We start from the raw sequence: 26,291 nt of genomic DNA on the forward strand, positions 1-26,291 counted from the left end.
CCGCCACCCTCGTACGCGCTGCGCGCAGGAGGCGGAGCCTCCAACAGCTCAACCCGAGACAGCTCCGGGTTCGATGTCCTGGCCGGCAGTGTGAAAACGGGGATCTCGGCTGGGCAGGGCGTCAACGTCGTAGAGCCGACCGAGGAGGTCCACCTCCTCCAGCACGCCGCTCCAATGCACCTGCAGGCGCGCTAGCCCTTCGGTGAGCCGACGCCTGGTCACATCGGTGATGTTTCCGGCCGCAGTGATCGAAACCTCCGAGGGGTAGCGGGGCAGGCGCAGGTGGCGCTCAACATGCCCTTCGGGACTATGCCGGTCCGACGAACTGTGTCGACGAGCTCGACCGGATTCGCCCTCTGCTCGGCGAGGTCGACTCTCGGGCCGCCGGGCACCTGGTGGAGGTAGACCGAGCGGCAGGCCGGCCTCACCGACACCCTGGCCCGGATCCACCTGCCTGCCACCGCAGGAGCGGTCAGTCCGACCGAGGGTTGTACTGCGACCACAGGAGGGAACCGCCGCCAGCGCTGAGGTCTTCCCAGATTGCTTCCCTGTCGAACTCGCCGTCGACGATAAGCCCGGGGCGCAGTGCGTCCGCATAGCTGGCGACAGGATGTGACCCGACGAAGGCGCTGGGTTCGCCGACGGCGACGCCGTCCAGCGACCGACGAAAATCCATGACGAAGGCGTCGAGTACCAACGCGATCGGGGTGTGCGTACGACCATGGACAACGAGCCGGCCGCCGGGGTCGTCGCAGTCGCCGAGTACGCCCTCGTCTGCCACCAGACTCCCGCTGATGACAAGTTCCGGCCCTGCGGTGACTCCGCCGAGCGTCACCGCCCGGGCTTCCACATTGCCACAGACCAGGAAGAACGAGGAGCGGTCGTCGGTCACCCAGGTCAGCTCGCTGACTTGGGTCAGGTCACCGTCGATGATGACGTGGTACGGCGGCCGGGTGAAGTCGAACGCCGACATCAGGTCACCGTCGACCGTCCAATCGCCCTCGAACAGCCGGATCTCCTGCTGGTCGGCAGGGTCGGCGTAGGGATATCCAACATGTGCAGACAACGAGAACCGCCGCTCGGCCTCACCGGGATCGATTAACCGATACGCCTCGTAGTCCCACTCCATGCACGGCACCCTATCCCCGATGATGCGCGCCGGCGTGGCCCGCTCGGTGGTTCCGGCCGACGTGCGGGCCGGTGCCGAGTTTAGCGTTTCAGGTTCACGCGTGGCACGACGCTCGGGCGGACCTGCGACGATGTGGGCGCGCGTGTTACGCCGGCGGCAGCTCGATGAACGGTCCGCCGCCGGCAAGCCCGGCCTAAAGCGCCGGCTGGCCGGCAAAGATCAAGATGTCGAGATTGTGGGGCCAGCACCGCTGAGGCGGCGTCGAGGCGGCCGACGGTGTCGTAGGTGGCGGCCAAGGCACGCCATTCGGCGGCTGCGGGCGCCACGATCGCGGTGGCGTCGTGCGCGATCAACAAATCCAGCAGGTCGGTGTCGGTCAACGTGTAGGTGCCGGCCACCGAGCACCGCGTGGGACCACGGATACACGCCGCCGCCTGGGTCGAGCGTGCCATCGGTCAGGCAGCGGTGGATCGCGTCCCAGGCTTTGTCGGTGTCAACCGTCAAAGCGTCCTCTTCCCGAGACTCCTCTAGCTCCTCAAGGAACTCGCCCAACTTGTCGTCGTCCGCCGCTAGTAGCAAGCGCTCCTGCTCGGACGTAATGGCGAAGTGCACCCCTAACATGCCGGCGATCGTACGGGCGTGCACTGAACGCTGCGGGACGACTATGCCCGGTGATCCGGCTGCGACCGCCTAAAGAGCGGTCACGTGGCGTACGAAGGTGCACGACTTTCGGCATGAGCGGACACCGCCCCAGCCGCTGCAGAGAACGCCAACGCTGGATCCTACGGGCACGCCGAAGAGGTCGCCACAGACAATGCGTTGGCTGTTCCACCGCCGGGGTGGTGGTGTGGCAGGGTAACCGGATGATCGACAGCCGTGAGGCCTTGGAGGCTGTGGTCCGGCATGCCGTGGAGCTAGAGGACGATTACGACGACATCGCGCCGACCGTCACGACACTGGCCGCATCCGGGGACACTGCTTTGGTACCCCGGCTGCAGGAGGTACTGGACCAGTTCCTCGACGAGGGGAACTTCTACGGCCGGGACCTGATCGCCGGTGTCTTGGCTGGCATCGAGGGTGTGGCGGCGCTGCCGGTGCTGCTACGCGCTTCGGCGCGCGATCTCGGGGACGACCAGGACAGTCTCCAGACCGAGATCATCGAGCTGCTGCACGCAGACCGTTCGGCCAGCCGGCGTGTGGTCCGTGATTTCGCCATGGGTGATACGCCAGAGCTGCGCCGTGTGGGGCTGTGGGCGCTCGGGATCGTGGTCGACGCACAGGATGTCGAGCTGCTGGCCGCGGCCGTGACCGACGCCGACCCGGAGATTAGGTCCATGGCGGTCGACTCGATCCCTGACCCAACCGGCGACGACTGGGCATTCGGCGCGCTCGTTATGGCGTTGCGTGATCTGAACGAGCAGGTACGTGTGTCGGCCGCGAGCAGGCTTGGCTACACCAGCCGGGTTGACGCGGTCGCACCGCTCGTTGCCCTCGCCGCCGACCCGACACCGCGAGTACGGTCCATGGTCGCCTACGCACTCGGGCGACTCGGCAGTCACGAGGCGACCCCGGCCCTGCTACGGCTCATCCACGACGCCGATCGGCACGTCCGCGAAAACGCTGCGGAAGCCCTCGGCTCAGTCGGAGGGCCAGCGGCGGTCGATACGCTACTGGCGCTGGCTGCCGACCAAGACCCACAACTGCGAGTCCAAGCCGCCAAAGCGCTCGCGAAGGCGGCTGACTCGGATCCCCGCGTGGCGCCGCAACTCACGATGCTGGCACGAGACGGCGAGGCCGCAGTACGGGCGGCGACCCTCAGCGGACTCGCCAGCGTCGGTGGCGAGGCTGCGTGGCACCGGGGGCACCTCTTGGTCGAATTGGTGAACGATCCGGATCCAATGGTCCGTCAGCGGGTCGCAGTCGTTGCACGACATGTCGCGCCTGACGCCGCCCCGGACATCCTCCGCCGGTATACCCGCGACCCTGATCAGACCCTGCGCCGACTTGCCGCCACCGAACTGGACCGACTGACCAACCCCACCGCTCGCTGACCCGGCAGCCCACAGTCAGCGATCCGCTGGCGAGACCGTCGTGGACGTTCCCGCGAGGCTGTCCGCCCGGGCCCGGGTGTTCGCCACCGGCCAGGGCCCCAAGACCGACCCGGTCGACGCCCGCAGCTTCGCTGTGATCGCCCAGCAGACCGAAGGTATGCGGCTGCCATTGGTGCGGCACGGGTGTCGGGCACACTGATCGCATGGACCTCCCCTATCCGTGTGTCTGTTGCGGCTACCGCACATTGGGGGATCCGCCAGGCTCACACGAAATCTGCCAGGTGTGCCGCTGGGAGGACGATGTTTACCAGCTACGTTGGCCGTACCGCGCAGGCGGCGCGAACAAATCCTCATTGATTGACGCGCAACGCAACTTTGGCAGGTACGGCGCCTGTGACGAGGACAGCCTCGTCGAGAACCGAGCCGACCCGGCCGACTACCGCAGAGAACCGCACTGGCGGACGATCGACCTTCAAGGGGACCGCTTCGAGCCACGCGGTGGCGCCCTGGCGGCTTGGCCGGATGATCGGACCGTCCTGTACTGGTGGCGCCGCCGAACGGGCCGGACTTGGTGGGACGACGTGCAGGCCATCGTTTTCCCCGAGCCACCAGTCGACGACGCCGATCCAACCGGCTTCGCCGAGGCAGTCCGCGCAGTCGCATCTGTGGCAACCCCGGCCGATCCGGACAATCTCTCGGGCATGTCGATCGACTTCGACCACTACCTGTTCCGGTGCCCCTCGATCCGGGAAGTGACCGTGACCACAGGCCCCGACCCTGCCCAGCAGATCACGGCTGCCTGTATCGCCGAGCCGGCGGCGTCACCGATGCGTGTCGCGGAAGAGGTTAAGCGAGCCTGGCTACGTGACCTTCGGTACCGCCACTGGGAAGTCCACCGATTACGCACCACGGCGACGACAGTCGAACTCGACGTTGCCACCCGCGTCGATGAGGACGGTTACTACATCGCCGGGCTGATCGTGGTGCGGTGGCCGCCCGCTCGAGGCGGGGACCGCTCGTGACAGCGGACTCACGCAATGCTTCGTCCACCCGCGAAATTGATTGAGACGCGGTGGGTAACCGCACTTCGACATGTGCGGACGCCGCCCTACCACTACCGCGGGAGCGTCAGCGTTGATGCCTTTGGTGCCGCCGAAGAGCCGTGCATCGATGCGGGCTGGTCTCGTGATTGGTGCCGGCAGGCATCAGTCAACATCCGGCACCAGCCAGTCGGGAGGCTGAAGGCTTGACCTCTCCGGTGTCCACTGGGAGGTCACACCGCACCGATCGACCGCATCACTGCAGGTCGAAGCCCTCGTACCTGTCGGGCGCCGGTGAGCACTTCGGTCGCGGAGACCTCTTCGCCAACCTGCACCCAATCTGCTCCCAGATGCAAGGCCGGGCCAACCAACGGCTCCTAACCGCCTTGATCTGCGCACACTCCCCTGCCAGGCGACATAGAGCATTGTCGACCGTTGCGCGAAACCGGGGAGCACTCCGCGGGAGGCGACCGCCGCAGATTCACCCACCACGACGGTCACCGCCAACCCCGATGGCCTGGTCGAATTGACCCAGAGCGCGTGCCGACTCGCAACGTATCGACGGCCAGTGGAAGGACCTTGGTCAGCCCTCAACGGAGGGCCGAGGCGCTAACGGATGGTGAAGGTCAGCGGGTTCGAGATGCCGAGGCCGCCGTGGGAATCGTGGACCCGCACGGTAAAGGTGGACGACGTGCCGGCCGACAGGGTCGTCTGGAACTGGTAGCGCTGTCCGCTGTTGGTCGGCGTCACGGCCAGCCGGGTTGCGCCGAGGTAAAGCTCCACCCGGCTGACGAGGTCCCCGGGATCGGTGTCGGCGACGTCGGCGACCAGCGTGACGGTCGTCGGTTCGAGGAAGTAGGTCTGCCCGCCCGGGGTGCTCAACGCCACCGCCGGCGGGTGGTTGGTGCCGGTGGACGCCGGAGTCACCACCGTGACCAGCAACGGCGGCGCAGCGCCAGACAGCGACTGGTCGGTGCCGGCCGAGACGTACAGCACGAAGGTGGTGCTGGTGCCGGGCTCCCCGATCGGTGGTGTCCACAGCGCCTCGTACCGGTCACCGGTCGTCCTCACCCCCCGGGCCACCGTGACGCCGTCCACCCGGAACGACACCGAGGTGATGCTGTGTCCGCCTCCCACGGTCGCGGTCGCCGCCAGCGGGACGGTTCCCGGCGTGGTGTACACCGCGCCGGCGGTCGGGCTCAGCCAGGTGACGATCGCCGGCCAGTCAGCGACCGGCGGTGTGGTCGTCCGGGTCGACGTCACGCTGGGCAGGACGCCGCCGGTGCACGTGACGCCGTTAAGCGTGAACGACGCCGGTATGGGGTTGCTGCCCGACCAGGCGCCAACGAAACCGATGTTCGCGGAGCCATTGGTGCCCAGGGTCGCGTTCCAGCCCAGATTGGTCGCGCTGACCTGCTGGCCCGCCTGGGCCCAGGTGGCGCTCCAGGTTTGCGTGAGCCGCTGGTCGACTGCAGGGAACGCGAACCGCAGCGTCCACCCGTTGACTTGGTCACCCAAGTTGGTGACCGCGATGTCGGCGTGGAAGCCACCGGTCCACTGGCTGGTGACGACGTAGTTCACCCGACACCCGGCCGCCGCGTTCGCCGCACTGGCATGTGAGATCGCGGCCATCATCGCGACCACGGCAACAGCGATGGCGGCCACAGCAGTCAGCGACTTCCGCATGGCACCACCTCACCTTGAATAGCTGAGCGTCTATGAGAATGTCGACTGTCCTGCTGCTCCGCCTTCCTGTCAAGGCACGCACGGCAGTCCTGCCGCCGGCAGGACAATGGACAGCCCACCCATGGCTGACCGGTAGCGGCCACAGCGCCGAGCAGGCAGAGAAGTGGGCCGCCACGTCCCGGCAGAAAAGCGAGCGCCTGGTACGCCAGCTCGCAATGTGGACCGGGGAGTGGGCAGATCACCAGACCGGCGGCCACCAGTCAGCCCTGAGCCACAGCGCGAGGCACTTTCGCGATGTGGGCGCCGGTGTCGCTCTCCTGCCACAGTGGCAGTTGACCGCCACCGGCTACCTCGTGACGACGACCTACCGGGGCCGATTCCGACACAACTCCTCCATCGCCGTACACCGCACGGCTTCAGACCTCCAGCGATGTTGTCACCGCTATCGTTCTCGACCTTGAGGGGCTGTCGCAAGACGACGCAGTTCCGGCACTCGGAGGCCATTGAACAGGGCACTCCCCTGATCCAGGAGGCGCTATCCGAGGCTGGGATCGACTCAATCCACTCCGAGGACTCCGGGGTCTTCACCAACGAGGGTCTCAAGGAGTACGACGCCCGCAGCGGTGGGAGCGTGCGGACGAGTGGTACAACTACTCGGCCAACGCGCGGGGCGAAGCCCATGTCCTCGCCACAAGTGCAGCCGGTTGCCGCGGCAACGCCGCCATCACGCCGAAGATTGCCCGCCGCGGCAGCGCCCACGGCTGCGGGCCGGGCAAGCTGCGCCGGGTCGTCGAATGGACCTACCCCGCTTCTACGAACACCGGCCGACATCCACGAAGGCGTGGTCAGCGTCGCCTGCTCGTTGATCTGCCTACGCCAGCTACTCACTCACTGAACTGACGTCTTACAAAGCGGGCGTCGCACGGCGGCCGGGACGCCACCAGTTCGCCGCGCCGAGAAGGGACATGACAGAGGGCAGCAGCAGTCCACGGACCACGGTGACGTCCAGCAGCACGGCCACAGTCATGCCGACACCGATCTCCTTGACCGCTATCAGTTCGCCGAGGGCGAAGCCGAGGAAGACGATACCCAGCGCCACGGCCGCGGTGGTGACGATCGGACCGGTCGCGGTGATGCCGGCGAGGACTGCCCGGTCGTTGTCGATCCGGCCGTTGGCGGTACGGCGGTCCCACTCCTCCTTGATCCGGGCGAGCAGGAACACCTCGTAGTCCATCGACAGCCCGAAGATAAACACGAAGAGCAGCAGCGGTGTGGTGATGTCCAGAGCCCCCCAGGGTTCGAACCCGAGCAGGGCCGAACCCCATCCCCACTGGAACACGGCGACCAGGACGCCGAGGGTCGCCAGCAGCGTCAGGATGTTCATGCAGATGGCCTTGACCGGTACGACGACCGAGCCGGTCAAGGCGACCAGCAGCAGCCCGGTCGCGACGACGATGACGGCCACCGCGATCGGTAGCCGCGCGGCCGTCGACTCCCGCGCGTCGATGAGCTCGGCAGCGGGCCCCCCGACGAGGAGCGGCACCGGCATGTCGAGGGCCCGCAGGTCACGGACCAGGCGTTGGGCCGGTTCGCCGCTCGCCGGGCCGGCCGGGCGCAAGTCCACCACGGTGACGTCGGCCGGCAGGTCCGAGCGCAGGTCGAGCTCCTTCTCGCCGGTGAGGTCGCGCAACTGTTGCAGCAACGCCGGCACCGGCGGCTCGGTGGCACCGGCCTCGATGAGCACGGTGACCGGCTGCGCGGCCCAGGTGGCGAAGTCCCGTTCGACGGCCTCGTACGCCAACCGCTCCTCGCTGGCGGCCGGCAGCGACCGTGCGTCGGAGTTGGCGAGCGTGATCTGGAACAACGGAGACGCCAGCAGAAGCAGGCCGGCGGTCACGGTCAACGCCACCGCGGCGGGACGGCGCTGCGAGAACGCCGCCAGCCGCGCCAGCAGGCCCGGCCGACCCGGCGCCGGGCGACGGGAGCTGCCCGCCGAGGACCGTATCCGGGCGCCTCGCGGCGGCGGGATACGCCTGTGTGCCAGGGCGATCAGCGCGGGGACCAGGGTCAGCCCGATCACCGTGGCCATGCCGACGACCAGCGCTCCACCCAGCGCCATCGCCGCCAGCAGCGGCTCGGCGAAGACGAAAAGACCAGCCAGTGCCGCACCGACGGTAAGACCGGACACGAGAACGGCACGTCCGGCCGTCGCGGTGGTCGCGGCGAGCAGCTCCGCCACCGATGCCTTAGGGGCCGCCTCGCGTTCCTCCCGGAACCGGGCAAGGATCAGCAGGCTGTAGTCGACGGCGAGGCCGAGACCGAGCAGGGTGACGACGTTGACCGCGTACTCGCTGACCGGCATCGCCTCGGCGAGCCCGCTCAGCGCCAGCAGCGTTGCGGCAACCGCGGCGAGGGCGGCCGCCAGCGGCAGACTGCCTACGATCAGCCCGCCGAGCACGACGGTGAGAACGCCGCAGAGCACCACCAGCGCGATCGACTCGCCGATGGCGGCGTCCTTGACGGCCTGCTCGCCGAAGGTCCGCTCGGCAAGCAACTCCCCACCGACCAGCACCCTGGGGGCGTCGATGCGGCGCAGTGCGGCGGCCACCTGGTCAGCCACCGCGAGCGCCTCGTCGTCGCTGAGTTGCGGGCGCAGCTCGACGACGACGAGCGAGCTTTGATCATCGGCGGCCACCTGCGAAGATCCTGCGGTGTAGGCATCGGTGACGGACGCAACTCCCGGGATCGCGCGGATGTCGAACATCACCCGCGTGGCGCTGTCCACCAGTGCCGTGGCGTTGAAGTCGCGGCCCGCGATGACCGCCACGATCCGCTCCCCCTGCGGGTCGAGCCGGTCGATGCGCGACTGCGCGACCATGGACTCCGCGTCGGGTCGCAGACTGTCCACCGACTGGGTCCGGTCGTAAACCGCACCTCCGAGCATCGCACCGGCCAGCGTGATCACGCTCCAGCCAGCGAGCACCCACATTCGGTGTTTGGCGATCCACCGGCCGAGCAGTGCAAGCACCGCAGCCTCCTCGGGCCGCAGCCGACCTAGCCGCTGCCGTAGGCAATACAACATCAACTGCCCTCGTCCCGCAATGGTTCGCAGGTCCTGCTGGTGAGCTGCTGCGACGATCGCCACCGCGAAGCGATCGACGACTTGCTCCATCAGCTGGACGATCGTTTGGCGCGGCAACCTCGGACGATCGGCGTCAGCGACATCGACGCCGCGCTAGATCTGTGCGAGCGTTTCTTCCCCGGCGAGGAGTTACCACCAAGATCACGGCGCAACTCGCCCGGGCGGGTGCGTACCACTACGGCGGTCGCCGAACCCTGACGACCGGTAACACCCGGGTCCTCGCCGACATGATCCAGCAGGCGACCGGGTGCGACGTCTACCTCATCACCGCCGCCGACCCGTACTCCGACAACGTGGCCCGGTCCGGCGGACACGCAGGACTCTGGTGCCGCCGCACGGAACCGGCGGCGACACCAGAGTGTGCGTCAACTCAGCGGTTCGATCCAGATGTTGCGGAAGCGGGGATTCGCGCCGGGGTCGCCGTGGTCTTGCAAGGCTATGGAGCCAGGCGACGGCCCTTCGGGCTGGCCGTTTCCGGTGGGTCCGCTGATGGCGACGTTGTTGTGGACAACAACGCCGTTCCACACCACAGTGACCCTGGCGTCTTCGAGTTTCGCGCCTGTCGCGCTGAACCGCGCCGCGCGGAACGTAATGTCGAACGTCTGCCATGTGTTGGGCGCGGTTGCCATGTTCCGGTCGGGAGCACGCCTGAGGTAGATGGCTCCGGCCTCGTTGTTGGCCAGTGTCGTGTCACCGAAGGAGTCCAGCACCTGAATCTCGTAGCGTTCCTGGAGGTAGAATCCGCTGTTGCCGCGGGCCTGTCCGGTGACCTCGGGCGGGTAGTCGGGTTGCAGCCACTCGCCGTGCAGCTTGAAGTCGCCGAATTTCGCTCTGGTACGGATGTTTCCGCCAAGCGATTCCATCGATCCGCCGGCCACCGGCCAGGTCGCAGGGCCGCCGTTTGTGTTCTCCCATGCCGCCAGGCCGGTACCGTCGAACAGGGGGATGCGAGATACCGGAGCGACGACGACGTGGTCGAGGTTGGCGCCGTTGGCGCCCGTCGTGGTCGCACGGATCTTGCTCTGCCCGGCCGGTAGCGTTGTGCTCAGCGATACGGTTCGCCAGGTGTTCCACGCACCCGTCGGCGGGAACGAAAGCGCTGGGCTGACAGTCGTGCCGTTGGCCGCGATGGCCAGAGGCCGGTCGACGGGTCCGCCGTTGGCGTAACGGAATTCCAGCGAATAGGTTCCCGCGCTCGGCGCGTTGACTGTCCATTCGGTGTGTGCGCCGGTGTTCGCGGACGCCGCGAAGTCGGCGTAACCGGTTCCGCTGTAACCGGAATGTTCGGACCCTGCGGTCGCGCCGCTGAGCGCCGCATACTCGGCTTCGTACGGGCCGCCGGGCAGAGAGTTGAGCGTGTACCAGGCCTCCGTGCTCCACAGGGACTGCCCCGAAGCCGAACTGAACGGCCGTGGCGAGTGCACGTACACCACCCGCCCGGACTTCAAGCCGTTGATCCGCAACGTGACTTTCTTGCCGTCGGCCGAAGGGATGGCCGAAGTGACGCTCAGCGTTTCCAAGTCGACCTTTGGGCCGCCATAGCTGGAGGTCGGGGTGTAACGCCACTGCCGGACGGCGTACCGCGACGCCAGCGAGCTCAGCGTTGCGGCCGACAACGGCTGGGTGTATTCGAGTTCGAAGCCACCGGCGACCGCCCGCATCGCCAGCATGTCGAAGGCGTTGCTACTGCTGGGGGTGAGTTTTTGCAGACCGAAGGTGAGCTTGCCCTGCTGACGCCAGTTGCTGCTGGCCTGTCCACCGCCGATGCCGCCCGCGTAGATCGCACCGTCGGGGCCGAGGGTGATCCGGCTGATGCCGGCCTCGAGTCCCTGGGTGAAGCGGAAGACCGCACCCTGATACTCGCCGTTGACCTTCTCCAGATACCCGCGTTGGATCCCGCCATAGGTAACATCACCGAACAGCATCTGGCCGGCGAACAGGCCTTGGGTGAGCATGAGCGGTGTGCTCGGCGAGTTCGCGATCTCGTTGTGCGGCAGCCACAGGACCGGCTGTGTGACCGCGTTCGAGTCGAACGGACCGGCCGGATCGTTGTAGTGGTTGAAGAACCGGCCCGGCTTGAGATGCACCAGCTTGTTGGCCGGTAGCCAGTCGCCCTGGTTGTCGGTGACGAAGATGCCGCCTTCGGGGCCCCAGCCTATGCCATTCGGGGTACGCAATCCGCTTGCTGTGTACTCGACCTGTCCGGTCGCCCTGTTGACTTTGATCGCGGTGCCGCGATTGTTGGCGAGCTGCGGTTTGGTGGAGCGTCCGCCAGGAGTGATCTGGACCGACAGGTTGAGGTAAAAGTAGCCGTCCTTGTACAGGAGGCCGATCGCGAACTCGTGGTAGGTCCCGCCGAACGGCCAAGTCGCCACCGTTCGCCTGCTGTCGATGATGTCATCGCTGTCGGCATCGGTCAGCTCGATCAGCCCGTACCGCTCCGCGACGTACAGTTTGCCGTCCACATATTTGATTCCCATGGGGTCCTGCAACCCTGTGGCGATCCTCTTCACCGTCACCTGCGCGGCAGAGGTGGTGCCGGTGACGTTGCCCAGCACATAGACCTCGCCAAGCGGCGTAGTGGTGCCGTAGTCGCCGCCCCACGTGGTGATGGCCAGCCTGTTGTCGGGCAGCCAGTCCATCCCGGTGACTTTTGGCTCGAACCCGCTGGGACGCAGATTGGTCAGCGTGTAATTGGGATGCACCGCGTCCAGTGGCAGCCCGTCCCCCGGACTGTCCACCCCCTCGACGCATTCCTTGGTGCCAGGTGCGGTCACCCGGGTCACTCCGGATTCGGTGCTCAGCGCCGTGGTCGGCACGAGCGAGAACTGTGTGGATCCCGGTGGCCGCCACTCCAGTCTGAGCGCCTGCCCACTGGTGTTATCGAAATGTTCGATGCGCAGCTTGTGATAGCCGGCGGACAGGTCGATGGTGCCGTCTTTCGGCAACGCGCCATGAAGGCCGTCGTGGTCGATGACCGTCGTGAACGTGCTGTCCGCGTCGTCATTGTCGACGACGGTGCTTCTGTCGATGCGCAAGCGGGAGCCATCGTCGCTGGTGAGCCGGAACACGTACGAGCCGGCCGTGGTGATGTTGATGTTCGCGATGACCTGGGTGTGGAACCTGTCGGCGACGCCGAAGTCGGCCTGGGTCGACCAGTCGATCACTGGCATCAGCTTGTCGACGTTGGGAGTCTGTCCGGGCTTGAGCGTGCAGAGTCCGGACCGATCGATTCCGAGGTTGTAGGTGCGCAATGTGACCCCGGGATCCTGCGGTGGGATCGCGGCGTGTGCCTGACCAGGCACCAACAGAAATGGCAGCAATACACTCAGCCCCAGAACGAGGACTGGCGCCCGGCGCCGCCGGCGGGCGACCTCTGGGACGGTTTGAATGCTCATGACAATCCTTCTCGCGCTCGCACCCGCGCAGCAGCGCACACGCCGGCCCGGATGACAGGGGTGGGATCAGGTAGTTGCCTGACGCAGGTAGGACGCGCGCCGCCGCGTCGTCTTCTCAACGGAGCAGGTTGCTACCGCTTCGGAAACATTCCCAAAGTCGGTCAGGAAAGCGCTTTCCTAACGGGCCACTATATATGATTCATCATGATGTTTCAATGCCCCGCACGGTCGGCACGGGGCTCCGGTGGTTGCACGTTTCGCCGGCCGGGCAGGGCGTTCAGTGTCGCCCGGGCTGAGCGGGTCCACGAGATCCAACGGTGGACCGCCTCCACCGACTGGGTCATCTCCCGCGAGATCGCGCACCCTCCGCTGGCCAGCGAAGAACACTTCGTCGCCATTCAGGCAATCCACAGCGCACCGACCCCTACCACGCGTGGACCATCGAAGCCGAAACCGCGATCCACCCGCTCACCCCGGCGGGGAGCCTCCTCGCTACGACAGCAAAAATCCCCGCCCAACGGGACGGGGATCACGCAAAACACGAACAACCATCACAGTTCGTGTGGAAATAATGTGTCCGAGGGGGGACTTGAACCCCCACACCCTATACGGGTACTAGCACCTCAAGCTAGCGCGTCTGCCATTCCGCCACCCGGACCTACATGTTCAGCCTACCTCGCCGACCAGATGATCTTTCCATCCGGTGGTCGGCACGGTGGGCCGCACGGGGAGTTACTGTACACGCCACTCGTGGATCATGCACATCGCCTTCCGGCGCCTCTCCCCCGACGCTCCCGCCGCTGATCAAGCCACCTCAAAAGGCCGCGCCGACACACCGTCGGAGCGTGTCCGGGTAGCGTCCGGCCGCCCTCTGACGGCAGCATTGCCCCGTGTCCCATCCCTCCCCCTTGGCAGCCGCCCAGCACCGAGCCCTCGCCCTGCGCGCCGCGGGCGACCTCAGCGCCGCCCGGCACCTGCTCACGGAGGCCGTCGAATCCGCACCGCCGCCGTACGGTGACGACCATCCCGAGGTACTGCACACCGCCCATGTGCTGGCACGGCTGCACCGGGAGGGGGACGACCCGCTCGCCGCCCGCCGGGTGTTGGAGGAGGCGTTCGCGGCGGGCGAGCGGCGCTGGGAGCACTCCGACCCGCTGATGCTCGCGCTCGCCTTCGAGCTCGCCGAGGTAGCGGAGGAGTTGGGCAACCGGCACGAGGCCCGCCGCAACTACACCCGTGTCGCCACCGCGGGGCCCGCCGCGCTCGGGGAGAACCACCCGGCGGTACGCGCAGCCCGCGACTACCTCGGCCCACCCGCGTCGACGCCGGGCGAGCAGCACCCCGCGCCGACGCCCGGTCCGGCCCCGGCCACCCCGGTGACCGAGCCGGGTGTCCGGTCGGCGCTCTCCGGCCCGACCCTGTCGCTGGCGACCCTCGCCGCGATGCGACCCTCCGCCGGTGACCCGCCGCCGGCCGTCTCCCTGGGCACCGCCGCAGCCGCCGGCCACGCACCAACCAACCCCTCCAGCGGTACGCGCACCCGCCACACCCACCCCGCCCAGCAACGCCCCTGCGGCACCGGTCCCTGCCCCTCGGACGGCGCCCGTCCAGCCGGCAGCTTCCTCGATCGCACCGGCGCGGCCCGGTCCGCAGACGGCCGCACCCACGCCCGCGACGCCGCCGCGCCCGCGTGCCGACCCACCACCGCCGGCGAATGCGACGTCACTCGGCTCACGGGTCAGCGGGCAACCCCCCGTGAATGCGGTACCGCCGCTCCAGCACGCCGACCAGCAACCGCCCGGACCACCTCGGCCAGCGGTCGGTCCGATGCCCCGGCCGAGGACTGAGGTCCCGCCGACAACACCGACCGGGCAGCGACCACCAGACCGACCGCCGTCCGCGCCAGCCACGGCACCACGTCAGCGGATGGGCGACCAGGCGACCTCGCCGTCGACCCCAACCGCCCCGGCGTCGACCGCCCCGCCGGCAACACCGGCGGTGCCGGCACCGCGCTGGGACGAGCCCACGATCCGGGTACGGCAGATCGAGCCGCTGCTCGCCGAGGAGGCCGCCCGAGCCGCCGCCCGGCCAACCACGCCGAGCGAATCGCACAACGTGTCCGACACCGAGGCGACATCACCGGGCAGGCCCACCCCGACCGTCGGCCAGCCTGGGCCGATGTACCCGGTGACCGGACCACCGGCCCAGCCCATGAGCGCACCGCCGGTGACCCCGCATCCGATCTCCGCGCCCCCCAGCCAGCCGTACCCGGTCTCCGGACCACCAGCTCACCCATACCCGGTCTCCGCTCCACCCGGCTACGGCCCACCCGTCTCCGGACCGCCCGGCTACGCCCAACCCGTCTCCGCACCACCAGGGCACACCTACCCGGTGTCCGCACCACCCGGCTACGCCCAACCCGTCTCCGCACCACCAGGGCACACCTACCCGGTGTCCGCACCGCCTGGCTTCGGGCCGCCTGTGTCGGGGCCGCCCTACGGACTGCCCGTCTCCGCGCCTCCGGTGAGCGCAACGCCCGTTCCCCCCTGGGGTTTGACCGCACCGCCCTGGAGCAGCAGCGCCCCACCCCAGCCCCTGCCAACTCCAGGCGCTGACTCCCCCGCCCAGACCACGACGCCCTCGCAGACCACGACGGATGCGCAGGCCGTGGCGGCTGGGCAGGCCGTGACCGCCGAGCGGACCACGACGGCTGCGCAGGCCGTGACCGCCGAGCGGACCACGACGGCTGCGCAGGCCGTGGCCGGTGGGCCGACCACTACGGCTGCGCAGGCCGGCACCGCCGGGCAGACCACGACGGCTGCGCAGGCCGTGGCCGGTGGGCCGACCACTACGGCTGCGCAGGCCGGCACCGCCGGGCAGACCATGATGGACACGGGCGGCACCGACGCGGAGGGTGACTCCGGGCTGGGCATCCTCGATTCCCCGGCGGTGCCGACTCAGCAGGCCCGTAGCGTCCTGTCCGACCAGACCGTGGTGTTGCCGGCCGTGCCGTCGCAGGGCGGCCCGACCGGCGGTGAGGCCGTCCCGGGCTGGCCCGCCACCGCCCAGCCCACCCCGACGGCCGCCCAGGCGAACCCCGCCCCCGCTCCGGCGACCTTCACCGCCGCACAGGAAGACCCGAGCATCGCTCAGGCAGGTCACAGCACCGCCCCGCCGAGCCCCGTCGCCCAGCCAGCCTGGTCACCGGGCGTCGACCCGGCGCTGGCACCGCCACCGGTCCAGCAGTACCACCACCAGCCACCCCAGACGCCGTACCCCACTCAGGACCAGCACCACGCGCCGTACCCGGGTCAGCAATACCAACCGATGCCGGACGCGTACCGGCCGGCGTACGCCGATGAGGGTGGGCCGGCGGGCCGCAACCGGGCGACGCTGATCGGCGCGGTCGTGGCGGCCGGGGTGGCCGTCGTGGCGGTGGCCGGCCTGGGCGCGGTGATGCTGACTCGCGACGACCCGCCGCCGGCCGGGACCGCGCCGACGGCGGCGGCGCCGACGGCCGACGGGCCGCCGCCGGGTGACCTGACGCTGCGGGACGACTCGACCACGATCACGTTGACCTGGACGGACCCGACCGGCGGGGCGGTGCCGTTCATGGTCGCCGCCGGGCGGGCCGGGCAGGCGCTGGGCGTGATGGCCACCGTGGACCCGGGCAAGACGAGCTACACGGTCAACGGGTTGAACTCCCGAGTGGATCACTGTTTCACCGTGTTGGCGGTCTACTCCACTGACAGCTTTGCGACTTCGGGGCAGGTCTGCACCGCGCGGGAGCGCAATGCCACGTCGAGCGGGGAGCCCTCCGACCGACCGTCGCCGCGCTGAGCTGACCCGGAAACCCGGACCGAGTCGAGCGCGAACTGGGCTGAGCTGGATGTCCACACCGCACACGCTCGGTATCCACAGGGGTGACGGTGCGGGTTCCCCCGCCACCACCAGCGCCATATGATGGCACCCGGCTCAGGGGAGGGGTCGCCGCGAGGCGCGCCACCTGCCACGACTCAGGGGAGGCAGCCGGCTGTGGCCAGCATCGACGACGCCGTACCGACCGAGGCTCCCCGCTCCCGGTCCCGGCTGCGCGGCGGGCTGGTGACCGTCGGCACGGTGGCCGCGCTGCTGGCCGCCATGGGGTTGACCGTCCTCGGGTTGGGCGCGGCGGACAACGCGGTGGCCAACTACGACGCGAGTTCCTGGCTGTGGAGCACGGCGCGCAGCGAGCTGGCCCGGGTCAACGGGCTGACCGCCCGGGTGGACACCCGCACCGAGATCCCCGGCGCCCGGCAGCATCCGATGCTGATCACCCAGACCGACCGGCTGCTGCTCCTGCGGGACCTGCAGACGGGGCAGGTCAGCTCCCTGGACCTGGCCACCCTCCAGCTGAGCGCGACCACCCGCACCACCCCCGGGCTGGGCGTGAGTGTGGCCCTGCACGAGGACGCGGCGTTCGTCGTCGACGCCGTGCAGGGCATCGTCCGCCAGCTCGACCCGCGATCGTTGACCCCGGTCGGTGAGCCGGTGCGCTACCCGCCGGGCATCACCGGCGGCACCTTCGACGGTAAGGGTCGACTCTGGATCGCGGTGCCCAGCGAGGGCACCGTCTCGGCGATCACCGCCGCCAAGCTGCCGTCCGCGCCGGCAACGGCCAGTGCCGGGCTCAGCCCGCAGCGGGTCGAGTCGTACGACGTCGCCGACGCCAGCCACGAGCTGGTGGTTTCCACCCTGGACGACGGGGTGGCGGTGCTCGACCGGACGGCCGGGAAGCTGGTGCGGGTGCAGCACGGTGAGGTGCACCCGACGCCGCTGACGCTGTCCGGGCCGGCGGCGCTGCCCGCGCGCACCAGCGGCCCCCGGGTGCCGGTCACGGTGACCGCCGACCGGCGGGTGCTGCTGGTGGGTGACGGTGGGCAGGAGAACGCGTTCACCGTGCCGGGTGAGGGGGATCGGCTCAGCCCGGCGGTGGCCTGGGCTAACCGGTTCTACTGCGCCGACGAGGCCACCGGCACCATCTACTCCTTCGACGCGGCCGGTCAGCTTGTCGAGACCATCCGTGGGCGGGCCAACGGGCCGCTGGAGCTGGAGGTCCGGGAGAACCACCTGTTCATCAACTCCCCCGACTCGGCGACCGCCCGGGTGGTGGACGACAAGCACCAGGTGCGCGAGGTCAACAAGTACGCCAACGACGTGCTCGGTGGCGACCCGCCGCCGGTTCCCCCGCCGCCGCCTCCGCCGAAAAAGCCGCGGGTGGGCAAGCCGAGCGCGCCGCGCAGCGTCACCGCCGCCGCCGGCAACGCCGAGGCGCGGGTGAGTTGGCGTCCGGCCGCCGCGAACGGCGCTGAGATCATCAAGTACGTGGTGGAGGGCGCCGGGCAACGCCTGGAGGTGGGCGCGAACCAGCGTGCGGTGGAGGTCAAGGGTCTGACCAACGGCGAGACGTACCGGTTCGCGGTGCACGCGGTCAACGCCAAGGGCGACGGGCCGCCGCGCTCCAGCAACCCGGTGACGCCGACCGCTGCGGTGCCCGACCCGCCGGCGAGCGTCACCGCGCAGGAACGGCCCGACGGCACGGTCCTCGTCAAGTGGCCGGCGGCGAACGGGCAGGGCAACACCATCGCGAGGTACGCGGTGACGGCCAGTTCGGCGGGGACGAACGCGCCGGCCGGCGAGTCGACCAAGACCGAGCTGGTGGTGCCCGCCGGTGAGTTGGAGTTCGGCACCCAGTACGCGTTCACGGTGGTGGCGGTCAACAGCAAGGGCGCCGGGTCGGCGGCGTCGCCGGTCAGCAACACGGTGGTGCCTTTCGCGGCACCCGGTCGGCCGCTCGACCTGCGCGCCGGCACTGTCGCCAGCCAGCCGGGGGCGGTGACGGTGCAGTGGGCGCCGGCCGAGGCCAACGGTCGGCCGGTGACGAAGTACCTGGTGGACGTCGGTGGGCGGGTCAGCGAGGTGACCGGCAACCGCACGACCGTCACCGGGCTGGGCAACGGCCAGAACGTCACGGTGAAGGTGAAGGCGGTCAACGAGGCGGGGCCCGGCCCGGAGGCCACCGCCACCGCCCGCACGGTGGCCGAGCCACGGGTCACGGTGACCGGCTCGTCGTCGACGGCCACCGGGGCGACTGTCACGTTCACAGTGGACGCCGGTGGCGGTCAGGCGACCTGCGCGGTGACCACGGCGGGTGAGCCGGCGAAGGCCGGGGCGTGTTCCAGCATCACGATGACGGGCCTGACACCGGGCACCAACTACACGTTCACGGTGACCGCCACCAACGCCGCCGGCAAGGGCACCGCGACGAAGGCGCAGGCCACGCAGCCGCTGTACGGGATCGCGACCTGCCGCAACGGCGCGTCCGGGCCCGAGTCGACCTACTGTGATCGGGACCGGGCAGGCCGCAACGGCAACGAGATCTTCTCGGTCGCCCGGCAGGACAACGACAAGCAGGTGGGTTGGGCAAAGCCCGGCACCCGTCTGCAGGCGTACTGCAAGAAGTCGGGCGAAGAGGTCTACGCCTACATCTACAACAACGAGAAGCGCAGCACCTGGTGGGTGCAGGTCAGCTACGAGGGGAAGAACTACATTCCCTGGGCCTGGCTCAACCTGGAGGGCGGCGACACCATCAACGTCCTGCCCACCTGCTGAAACACCAGGCGAGGAGCACCACCGACCGTGAACACCCACGAGCCGCTCACCCAGCCGGAGGTGCAGGGCTTCGCCGCCCTGGCCGCCCGGCTGGCCGAGAACGTCAACGCCGTGGTGCTCGGCAAGCCGCAGGTGGTGCGGCTGGCGCTGACCGCGCTCTTCGCCCAGGGTCACGTGCTGCTGGAGGACGTGCCCGGGGTCGGTAAGACGACCCTGGCACGGGCCATCGCCGCCACGGTCAAGGGTGAGTGGCGACGCATCCAATTCACGCCCGACCTGCTCCCCTCGGACGTGTCCGGCGTGACGATCTTCAACCAGGCGACCCGGGACTTCGAGTTCCACCCGGGGCCGGTCTTCGCCAACATCGTCATCGCCGACGAGATCAACCGGGCGTCGCCGAAGACCCAGTCCGCGCTGCTGGAGGTGATGGAGGAACGAACTGTCACCGTGGACGGAGTCCGGCACCCGGTGCCGTCGCCGTTCCTGGTTGTCGCCACGCAGAACCCGGTGGAGATGGACGGCACCTACCGGCTGCCCGAAGCGCAGCTGGACCGGTTCCTGGTGAAGCTCTCCGTCGGGTACCCGGACGAGGCGGTCGAGGTCGAGGTGCTGCGCGGTGCGACAGTACGGTCCCCCGAGGCGCTCGCCCCGGTCACCGACACCGCCACCGTCGGGGAGATGGTCCGGATGGCCCGCCGGGTGCACATCGCCGAGCCGCTCTACGCGTACGCGGTCCGGCTGGCCGCGGCCACCCGCACCCACCCTCAAGTCCGCGTCGGGGTCAGCCCCCGGGGCGTGATCGCGTTGACCCGCGCCGCGTGCGCGTACGCGCTGATCGACGGGCGGGGCTGGATCATGCCGGAGGATCTGAAGGCACTCGTCGAGGCGGTGTTCGCGCACCGGCTGCTACTCACCCCGGACGCCCAGGTGCGCGGGATGACCCCCGCGGAGGTGCTGCGCCAGGCCGTCGCCTCGGTGCCGGTGCCACTGCCGTCGGGGCAACCCGCTCCGGTGCAGGGCTGACCGGCAGCACCGCGATGGGGATCACCGCCCGTGGAATCGGGCTGCTCGTCGCCGCCGTCCTGCTGCTGGGCGCGGGTTTCCGGTTCGCGTACCCCGAGTTGACGTTGCTCGGCGCGGCGGGCGGCGCGGCCGTCGGCTACGCCGCGCTGGTCGCGGCCTGGCGGCCCCGGCTGACGGTGACCCGCCGCGCGGACCCGGACCGGGTGGCGCGCGGCGAGCCGGCGAGCATGACGTTGACAGTGCGCAACACCGGCCGGCTGCGCTCGGCGAACCTGCTGGCCGAGGACCGGTGCGGCGAACGGACGGTGCCGGTGCCGGTGCTACGCCTGCGGCCCGGGCGCGACACCGAGGTCCGCTACGACGTGCCGACCCACCGCCGTGGGGTGGTGCCTGTCGGTCCACTGCGGGTGACCCGGCGCGACCCGCTGGGGTTGGTGGCGCTGGCCCGCCCGTACGGTGCGGCGGTGCCGGTCTGGGTGCACCCCCGCATCCACCCGCTGACGGCGGTGCCCCGAGGCGCGGGGCGCAGCCTCGACGGCCGGGTGGACGGCGTCCCGCACGGGTCGATCACGTTCGACTCGCTGCGGGAGTACGTGGTCGGCGACGAGCTGCGCCGGGTGCACTGGCGCACCAGCGCCCGGGTGGGTGAGCTGATGGTGCGGGAGAACGTGGACACCAGCCTGCCACGCCTGGTCGTCCTGCTCGACAACCGCGCGGCCGCGCATCCCCAGCGGGTCGGCGGGGTGGCGGAGTCGTTCGAGTCGGCCTGTGAGGCGGCGGCGTCGATCGTCACCGCCGCGCACCGCGCCGACCTGCCGGTGCTGCTGCTGGTGGCCGCCGCGGAGCCAACCGAGGTGACGACGCCCGACGGCGGGGCCGACGGCGCGCTCGGGCCGCTGGACCGCCTCGCCGCCGCCGACCTGTCCGCCGACGGTGGCGCGGTGCGGGCGGCCACCACCCGGCTGCGCCAGGACCGGCTCGGTGACACGCTGATCTTCCTGACCGGGCCGGGTGGCCGCGACGAGCTGGGGCACGTCGGCGCGCTGCGCGGGGCGTACCCGTCGGTGGTGGTCGGGGTGTTCGGCGCGGCCGAGCCGACGCCGCCGGGCACCGCCGGCCTGGTGGTCGTCGACGCGGCGGACGGCGCGCAGTTCGCCGCCGAGTGGGACGGGGTACGCAGGTGGTGACGGGCGCCGTGCGGGTGCTGCGGGCGGCGGTCCTGCCGCTGGCGCTGATCGGGCTGACGGCGCTCGCCGGGGTGGTCCTCGGCCGGGTGTACGCAGGCAGCCTGCTGACCTGGCTGGTCATCGGCGCGGCGGCGGGTTCGGTGCTGGTCAGCGTGGCCGCCCGGCGGCTGCCATCCTGGCTGGTGGCGCCGGTGTCGGTCGCCGTCATGGCCGGCTGGACACTGTGGTCGCTGCGACTGGCCGCCACCCGCGCCGAGCTGCCGGGCGGTCTGCTGGAGGTCACCGCGGACGCCGCCCGCAACGGCATCCCCCGGCTGCTCACCGCGATGATCCCGGTGGAGCCCACACCGGACACGGTGCTGGTGCCGGTCGTCGCCGCCTGGCTGGCCGGGCTGACCGGCGCGGAGGTGGCGCTACGCACGGGCAGGGTGCTGCTGGGGTACCTGCCCGCGGCGGGGCTCTACGCCGCCGCCCTCTACGTGGTCGGCCCGAACGCCGAACCGGCGGTCGGGGCGACGCTGGCGTTCGTCGCGGTCGCGGCCCTCGGCCTGGCCACCCCCGCCCGCACCGCACCGGGCGGCGGCGATCCGACCGCCGAGCTGACCCCCGGGGTGCGCGCGGCGGTGCGGCTGCGGCTGGCCACCAGCGCGGCGCTCGGGGTGGCAGTGGTGGTCGGGTTGGTCGCGTTGCTCGGCCCTGTCGTCGCCGAGCAGGTCGACGGCCGGCCGGTGGACCCACGCCGGTACGTGGAGCCGCCGCAGGTGCAGACCCTCGACGAGAACCCGCTGATCCGGATCTCCGGGTGGGCGCTGCACCCGGAGCAGAAGCTCCTCGACGTGAGCACGGAACGCCCCGACGCACCACCCGTCGACGCCCCGCCGGAGAACGACGCGGCGGCGGAGACCGCGCGCAGTGTGCGGATCCGGTTGGCGGTGCTCAGCGACTACGACGGGGTGACCTGGCGGGTCGGCGCGACGTACCGCAACGCCGGGCGGATCCTGCCGGCCGCGACGCCGGCCCGGGACAGCACCCTGCAGACGGTCCGGCAGCAGATCAGCGTGGCCGAGTTGAGCGGTCGGCTGCTGCCCGCCGTGGCGACGCCCCGGGAGGTCAGCGGAGCGCGGGTGGCGTACGACCCGGCGAGCGGGACGCTGATCCGGCCGGAGGGGCTCACGCCGGGGCTGCGGTACGCGGTGACCTCCGCCGAGGAACGCCCGGACAACAACCTGTTGGCCACCGCGAACGTGCCCGCTGGCGATGAGGTGGCCCGGGTGCTGCGGGTAGCGGACGGGGTGCCCGACCCGATGCGCCGGCTGTCCGCGCAGCTCGCCGAGGAGAACGGCGCGCCGTTCGCGCGGGCGTCAGCGATCGAGCAGTTCCTCGCCGAGCACTACCGGGTGGTGGCGGACGCGCCGAGCGGGCACGCGTACCCGAATCTGGGTTTCTTCCTGTTCGGGCCCCGCAACGGCGGCGGGCAGGAGGGCACCTCCGAGCAGTTCGCGGCGGCGTTCGCGGTCCTCGGCCGGCTCTCCGGGCTACCCACGCGGGTGGTGGTGGGCTTCCGGACCAGCGGGCAGGGGCCGGTCCTGGCCGGTGACGCGTACGCCTGGCCGGAGGTGCTCTTCGACGGGCTGGGCTGGGTGGCGTTCGACCCGATGCCCCGCCCCAACGACGAGCCGCGACCGGTGGAGGAGGACTTCCGCCCGACGCCGGAGGACCCGCCGCCGTCGGAGGCGCCCGCACCGACCGCGGAGCCGAGCGCATCACCGGAGCCGGTGGCCGCCGCCGACGCCCCGCCCGGCAAGGACGGGTTCTCCACGCCGGTGCTGGTCGCCGGCGGCAGCGGCGGGCTGCTGCTGGTGGTGGGGGCGCTCCTGCTCACCCTCTTGGCGATGCGCCGCTCTCTCACGCGCAGCCGGCTCGTGCGCGGCGACCCCGGTCAGCGCATCGCCGGCGCGTGGCGGGAGGTCACCGACGCGCTCCTGCTGGCCGGGAAACCGGTCGGCGGCGACCTGGCCGCCACCGAGATCGCCGGCCATGCCCGCCAGACCCTCTCCGACGCCCGAGCCGGCACGACCGGCGACGACACGACCGCCGGCCCGGACACCGGCGGCACGGCGCAGGCAGACGCGTCCGGCCCGGCCGTGGACGAGCTGGCCGTCCTGCTCAATCAGGTGGGCTTCGCCCCCGCCGCCGCGACGCCCGACCAGGCGGCTCGGGCCGCCGAGGTGGCCACCGCCTACGTGGCCACCCTGCGCGCCGCCCGACCCTGGTGGCGGCGCCTGCTCTGGTCCGTGCACCCGTCTCCCCTGCGCCGCGCCCGCCGCTGAGCAGGGGCCAGCCCGACGGGCGAAATCCGTTGGCCCGCGCACCACACATTGGTGACCATCAGAGCGTGGACCAGCATTCGAACGACATCGTCGACTACTACACGCAGCACTACCGCGAGGACCAGCGGCTCACCGGCAGACCGCAGGCGCGCCTGGAGTGGATCCGCACCATGCAGCTCCTGCGGGATCTGCTGCCCGGTCCGGGTGCCCGCGTGCTGGACATCGGCGGAGGCACCGGCGAGTACGCGCGGGCCCTCGTCGCCGCCGGCTACCAGGTCCGCCTCGTCGACCTGGTGCCGCACCACGTCACACAGGCCGCCAACGGGCACCCGCCGGTCGAGGCGCGGGTGGCCGACGCGCGTGCGCTTCCCGACGCCGACGACGACTACGACGCCGTACTGCTCCTGGGCCCGCTCTACCACCTGGTACACCGTCCCGACCGGCTCCAGGCGCTACGCGAGGCCATCCGGGTCACCCGCCCCGGCGGTCTCGTCGTGGCCGCCGTCATCTCCCGCTTCGCCGGCCCGCTGGACTTCGCGGCCACCGGCCGACTCGACGAGAGACTGCTCGACGAGGCCAGGGCGCTGCTGAGCGACGGCGTCAACGACCCGCAGATCGGCTTCACCCACGCCTACTTCCACCGGGCCGAGGAGATCACCGACGAGTGCCGGGCCGCAGGACTGACCGATGTCGTCGTACACGGGGTGGAAGGCCCGGCCTGGACGGCAGCGGAGGCCGCGGCGAACGGGCCGGCGCAGGACACGGTCTTCGCCGCAGCAGTGGACCTCGCCCGGCTCTACAGCAGCGAGCCGGCGCTGATCAGTTCCAGTGCCCACCTCCTGGCCGCCGGGCGCGTCCCGGTGCGGTAACGGATCAGGCAGTCAACCGGCGGATCAGTTTGCGCATCCCGGCCTGCCAACCGTCCGGGTCCTCGGCGCGGCGGCGCGCGTAGTCGGCGACCTCCGGGTGCGGCAGGATCAGGAAACGCTCCTCGGCCAGCCCGGCAACGGCCGCGTCGGCGACCTGGTCCGGGGTGAGCACCGCACCGGACGCGGCGACCACCCTAGCGCCGAGGTGAGCATCGGCAAGCCCGTCGGCGAGCATCGGGGTGTCCACCCCCTGCGGGCAGAGCGCGCTGACCCGGATGCCCCGGTCCCGGTAGGTGATGGCCAGCCACTCCGCGAACCCCACCGAGGCGTGCTTCGTCGCCGTATAGGCGGCGTCACCCACCGCGGTCAGCACACCCGCCGCCGAGCAGGTGTGCAGCAGGTGCCCGCCACCCCGGGCGAGCATGCCGGGCACCACCGCGCGGGCCGAGTAGACGTGGGCGAGCACGTTGACCCGCCACGCCCGGTCCCAACCGGCGTCGTCGACCTCCACTCCCCCGCCGGTGGTCACCCCCGCGTTGGCGCAGAACAGGTCGATCCGGCCGTACCGCTGCTCGGTGTCGGCGACCAGCGCGCGGACCTGCTCCTCGTCGGTGACGTCGAGGGCGCAGGCGTGCGCGACCGGGCCGATGCCCTCGGCCACCGCGCGGGCCGCGTCGGCGTCCAGGTCGGCGACGACCACGGCGGCGGCCCCCTCGGCGGCGAACCGGCGCGACAGCGCCGCGCCGATGCCGCCGGCCCCGCCGGTGACCACCACGATCCGGTCGGTGAGGTTCACGCGGACGCCTCCACCAGGTTGGTGCCCAACCGGGCGATGAGGCTCAGCAGCGCGGTCGTGCCACCGGCGGAGACCTCGGGGGTGGGCAGCAGCGCGAGGATCGGCACGTCCACACCGTTGTCGGCGTAGCGGCGCACCTCGGCACGGCACCGCTCCGGCGTGCCGTGCAGCACCAGGGCGTCGACCACCTCGTCGGGCACCGCCGCGCTGGCGCCGCGCCGGTCACCGGCGGCCCAGGCCGCCCACATGGGCGCGAGCGTCTCGTCGCGGCCGAGCCAGCGGTGGAACTCGGCGTACGCCGGGACGGTGAGGTAGCTGGTGATGAGCCGGCGGCCCAGCGCCCGGGCGTACGCGGTGTCCTCGGTGGGGCACACGAAGATCCGGGCGGCGACCTCGAAGCCGGCGCGACGCTCGCCCACCTCGGCGAGGGCACGCGGCACGTCGTCGGCGCTGAGCCAGTTGAGGATCACCCCGTCGGCCTCCGCGCCCGCCAGCCGCAGCATCCCCGGGCGCAGCGCGGCCAGCAGGATCGGTGGCGGCACCGCCGGCGGTCGTTCCAGCGTGAACCGGCGCACGGCGAACGTGTCGTAGACCTCGTCGACCGTCTCGCCGTTCAGCGCGGCACGCAGGAAGCGCAGGACGTCGCGGGTGCGGCGGAACGGCTCGTCGAACGCCACCGCGTTCCAGTCCCGCACGAGCACGGGTGAGGACGCGCCGATGCCGAGCGAGAACCGGCCCGGCGCGGCCTCGGCCAGCGCCGCCGCGCTCATCGCCAACAACCCGGGACCCCGGGTGAAGACCGGCGTGATCGCGGTGCCGAGCCGCAGCCCGGGCTGCCAGGCCGCGGCGAGCGCCAGCGGGGTGAACGCGTCGGTCCCGGCGACCTCGGACGACCAGACGTCGGTGAACCCGGCCCGGTCGAGGGCCGCGTACGCCGCGTCGTGGTGCGCCAACGCGATCCCGCCCAGCGGCACCGTCATGCCCCATCG

18 protein-coding genes, 1 tRNA gene and 2 pseudogenes are annotated in these 26,291 nt (G+C 70.8%); 10 read left to right on the plus strand and 11 right to left on the minus strand.

Translation table 11 applies throughout. The annotated features are described in order from the left end of the window. Window positions 1-48 precede the first annotated feature (48 nt). The 4 genes and pseudogenes from ACQP0U_RS21945 to ACQP0U_RS21960 all read right to left on the minus strand — a co-directional run. Window positions 49-450 (minus strand): hypothetical protein, encoded by a 402-nt coding sequence (locus ACQP0U_RS21945; RefSeq protein WP_433310120.1) that lies wholly within the window; start codon window positions 448-450, stop codon window positions 49-51. Between the two features lie 22 nt (window positions 451-472). After that, window positions 473-1,129, minus strand: a complete 657-nt coding sequence (locus tag ACQP0U_RS21950) for a hypothetical protein (RefSeq protein WP_433310122.1) — start codon at window positions 1,127-1,129, stop codon at window positions 473-475. 80 nt (window positions 1,130-1,209) lie between these two features. Continuing rightward, complete coding sequence (locus tag ACQP0U_RS21955) at window positions 1,210-1,527, minus strand: hypothetical protein (protein ID WP_433321355.1); 318 nt, start codon at window positions 1,525-1,527, stop codon at window positions 1,210-1,212. Between the two features lie 37 nt (window positions 1,528-1,564). Next, window positions 1,565-1,750 (minus strand): annotated as a pseudogene (locus ACQP0U_RS21960) (DUF1877 family protein); the annotation flags it as partial. Window positions 1,751-1,992: 242 nt separating this feature from the next. Here ACQP0U_RS21960 and ACQP0U_RS21965 point away from each other — a divergent pair. Genes ACQP0U_RS21965 through ACQP0U_RS21975 form a run of 3 tightly spaced genes read left to right on the plus strand, consistent with a single transcriptional unit; the run spans window position 1,993 to window position 4,202 of the window. After that, complete coding sequence (locus ACQP0U_RS21965; RefSeq protein ID WP_433310124.1) at window positions 1,993-3,180, plus strand: HEAT repeat domain-containing protein; 1,188 nt, start codon at window positions 1,993-1,995, stop codon at window positions 3,178-3,180. A gap of 40 nt (window positions 3,181-3,220) precedes the next feature. Beyond that, window positions 3,221-3,379, plus strand: coding sequence for a hypothetical protein (locus tag ACQP0U_RS21970; protein WP_433310127.1), 159 nt, complete (start codon window positions 3,221-3,223; stop codon window positions 3,377-3,379). Between the two features lie 4 nt (window positions 3,380-3,383). Further along, complete coding sequence (locus ACQP0U_RS21975) at window positions 3,384-4,202, plus strand: CPCC family cysteine-rich protein (RefSeq protein ID WP_433310130.1); 819 nt, start codon at window positions 3,384-3,386, stop codon at window positions 4,200-4,202. A gap of 627 nt (window positions 4,203-4,829) precedes the next feature. Here the strand turns inward: ACQP0U_RS21975 and ACQP0U_RS21980 are convergent. The 4 genes from ACQP0U_RS21980 to ACQP0U_RS21995 form a co-directional block, all read right to left on the minus strand. Next, window positions 4,830-5,906, minus strand: coding sequence for a cellulose binding domain-containing protein (locus ACQP0U_RS21980; protein ID WP_433310133.1), 1,077 nt, complete (start codon window positions 5,904-5,906; stop codon window positions 4,830-4,832). Between the two features lie 904 nt (window positions 5,907-6,810). Beyond that, the gene (locus ACQP0U_RS21985; protein ID WP_433310136.1) at window positions 6,811-8,934 is read right to left on the minus strand and encodes an MMPL family transporter; all 2,124 of its coding nucleotides are present in this window, start codon (window positions 8,932-8,934) and stop codon (window positions 6,811-6,813) included. Between the two features lie 479 nt (window positions 8,935-9,413). Next, complete coding sequence (locus ACQP0U_RS21990; RefSeq protein ID WP_433310139.1) at window positions 9,414-12,446, minus strand: family 16 glycoside hydrolase; 3,033 nt, start codon at window positions 12,444-12,446, stop codon at window positions 9,414-9,416. Between the two features lie 574 nt (window positions 12,447-13,020). Continuing rightward, window positions 13,021-13,104, minus strand: a tRNA-Leu gene (locus ACQP0U_RS21995). A 232-nt stretch (window positions 13,105-13,336) separates the two neighbouring features. On the opposite strand from ACQP0U_RS21995, the pseudogene ACQP0U_RS22000 reads away from it, so the two are divergent. Continuing rightward, a pseudogene (locus ACQP0U_RS22000) lies at window positions 13,337-13,753 on the plus strand (tetratricopeptide repeat protein); the annotation flags it as partial. 612 nt (window positions 13,754-14,365) lie between these two features. Here the strand turns inward: ACQP0U_RS22000 and ACQP0U_RS22005 are convergent. After that, window positions 14,366-14,659 (minus strand): hypothetical protein, encoded by a 294-nt coding sequence (locus ACQP0U_RS22005; protein WP_433310142.1) that lies wholly within the window; start codon window positions 14,657-14,659, stop codon window positions 14,366-14,368. A 454-nt stretch (window positions 14,660-15,113) separates the two neighbouring features. Between ACQP0U_RS22005 and ACQP0U_RS22010 the strand changes: the two genes are divergently transcribed. The 6 genes from ACQP0U_RS22010 to ACQP0U_RS22035 all read left to right on the plus strand — a co-directional run bounded on the left by ACQP0U_RS22010 (window position 15,114) and on the right by ACQP0U_RS22035 (window position 24,506). After that, entirely contained in the window at window positions 15,114-16,286 is a 1,173-nt protein-coding gene (locus ACQP0U_RS22010; protein WP_433310145.1) for a hypothetical protein, read from the plus strand. Window positions 16,287-16,481: 195 nt separating this feature from the next. Further along, window positions 16,482-19,097: a fibronectin type III domain-containing protein gene (locus tag ACQP0U_RS22015; protein WP_433310148.1), complete on the plus strand. Its 2,616-nt coding sequence runs from the start codon at window positions 16,482-16,484 to the stop codon at window positions 19,095-19,097. 27 nt (window positions 19,098-19,124) lie between these two features. Then, a complete protein-coding gene (locus ACQP0U_RS22020; protein WP_112583044.1) occupies window positions 19,125-20,120 on the plus strand; it encodes an AAA family ATPase in 996 nt (331 codons plus the stop codon). 14 nt (window positions 20,121-20,134) lie between these two features. Next, on the plus strand, window positions 20,135-21,307 hold the full coding sequence (locus ACQP0U_RS22025) for a DUF58 domain-containing protein (RefSeq protein WP_433310151.1): 1,173 nt from the start codon (window positions 20,135-20,137) through the stop codon (window positions 21,305-21,307). Then, entirely contained in the window at window positions 21,283-23,637 is a 2,355-nt protein-coding gene (locus ACQP0U_RS22030; protein ID WP_433310153.1) for a DUF3488 and transglutaminase-like domain-containing protein, read from the plus strand. Before ACQP0U_RS22025 ends, ACQP0U_RS22030 begins: the two co-directional genes overlap by 25 nt. 65 nt (window positions 23,638-23,702) lie before the next feature. Further along, entirely contained in the window at window positions 23,703-24,506 is an 804-nt protein-coding gene (locus ACQP0U_RS22035) for a class I SAM-dependent methyltransferase (RefSeq protein ID WP_433310156.1), read from the plus strand. A 4-nt stretch (window positions 24,507-24,510) separates the two neighbouring features. On the opposite strand, the gene ACQP0U_RS22040 is transcribed toward ACQP0U_RS22035, so the two are convergent. Together ACQP0U_RS22040 and ACQP0U_RS22045 are read right to left on the minus strand one after the other, a co-directional pair. Then, on the minus strand, window positions 24,511-25,302 hold the full coding sequence (locus ACQP0U_RS22040) for an SDR family oxidoreductase (protein WP_433310159.1): 792 nt from the start codon (window positions 25,300-25,302) through the stop codon (window positions 24,511-24,513). Further along, a complete protein-coding gene (locus ACQP0U_RS22045) occupies window positions 25,299-26,282 on the minus strand; it encodes an LLM class F420-dependent oxidoreductase (protein ID WP_433321009.1) in 984 nt (327 codons plus the stop codon). Before ACQP0U_RS22045 ends, ACQP0U_RS22040 begins: the two co-directional genes overlap by 4 nt. Between the last annotated feature and the right edge of the window lie 9 nt (window positions 26,283-26,291).

Origin of the sequence: Micromonospora sp. CA-269861 (assembly GCF_050948505.1) — a bacterium.
GTDB lineage: Bacteria > Actinomycetota > Actinomycetes > Mycobacteriales > Micromonosporaceae > Micromonospora.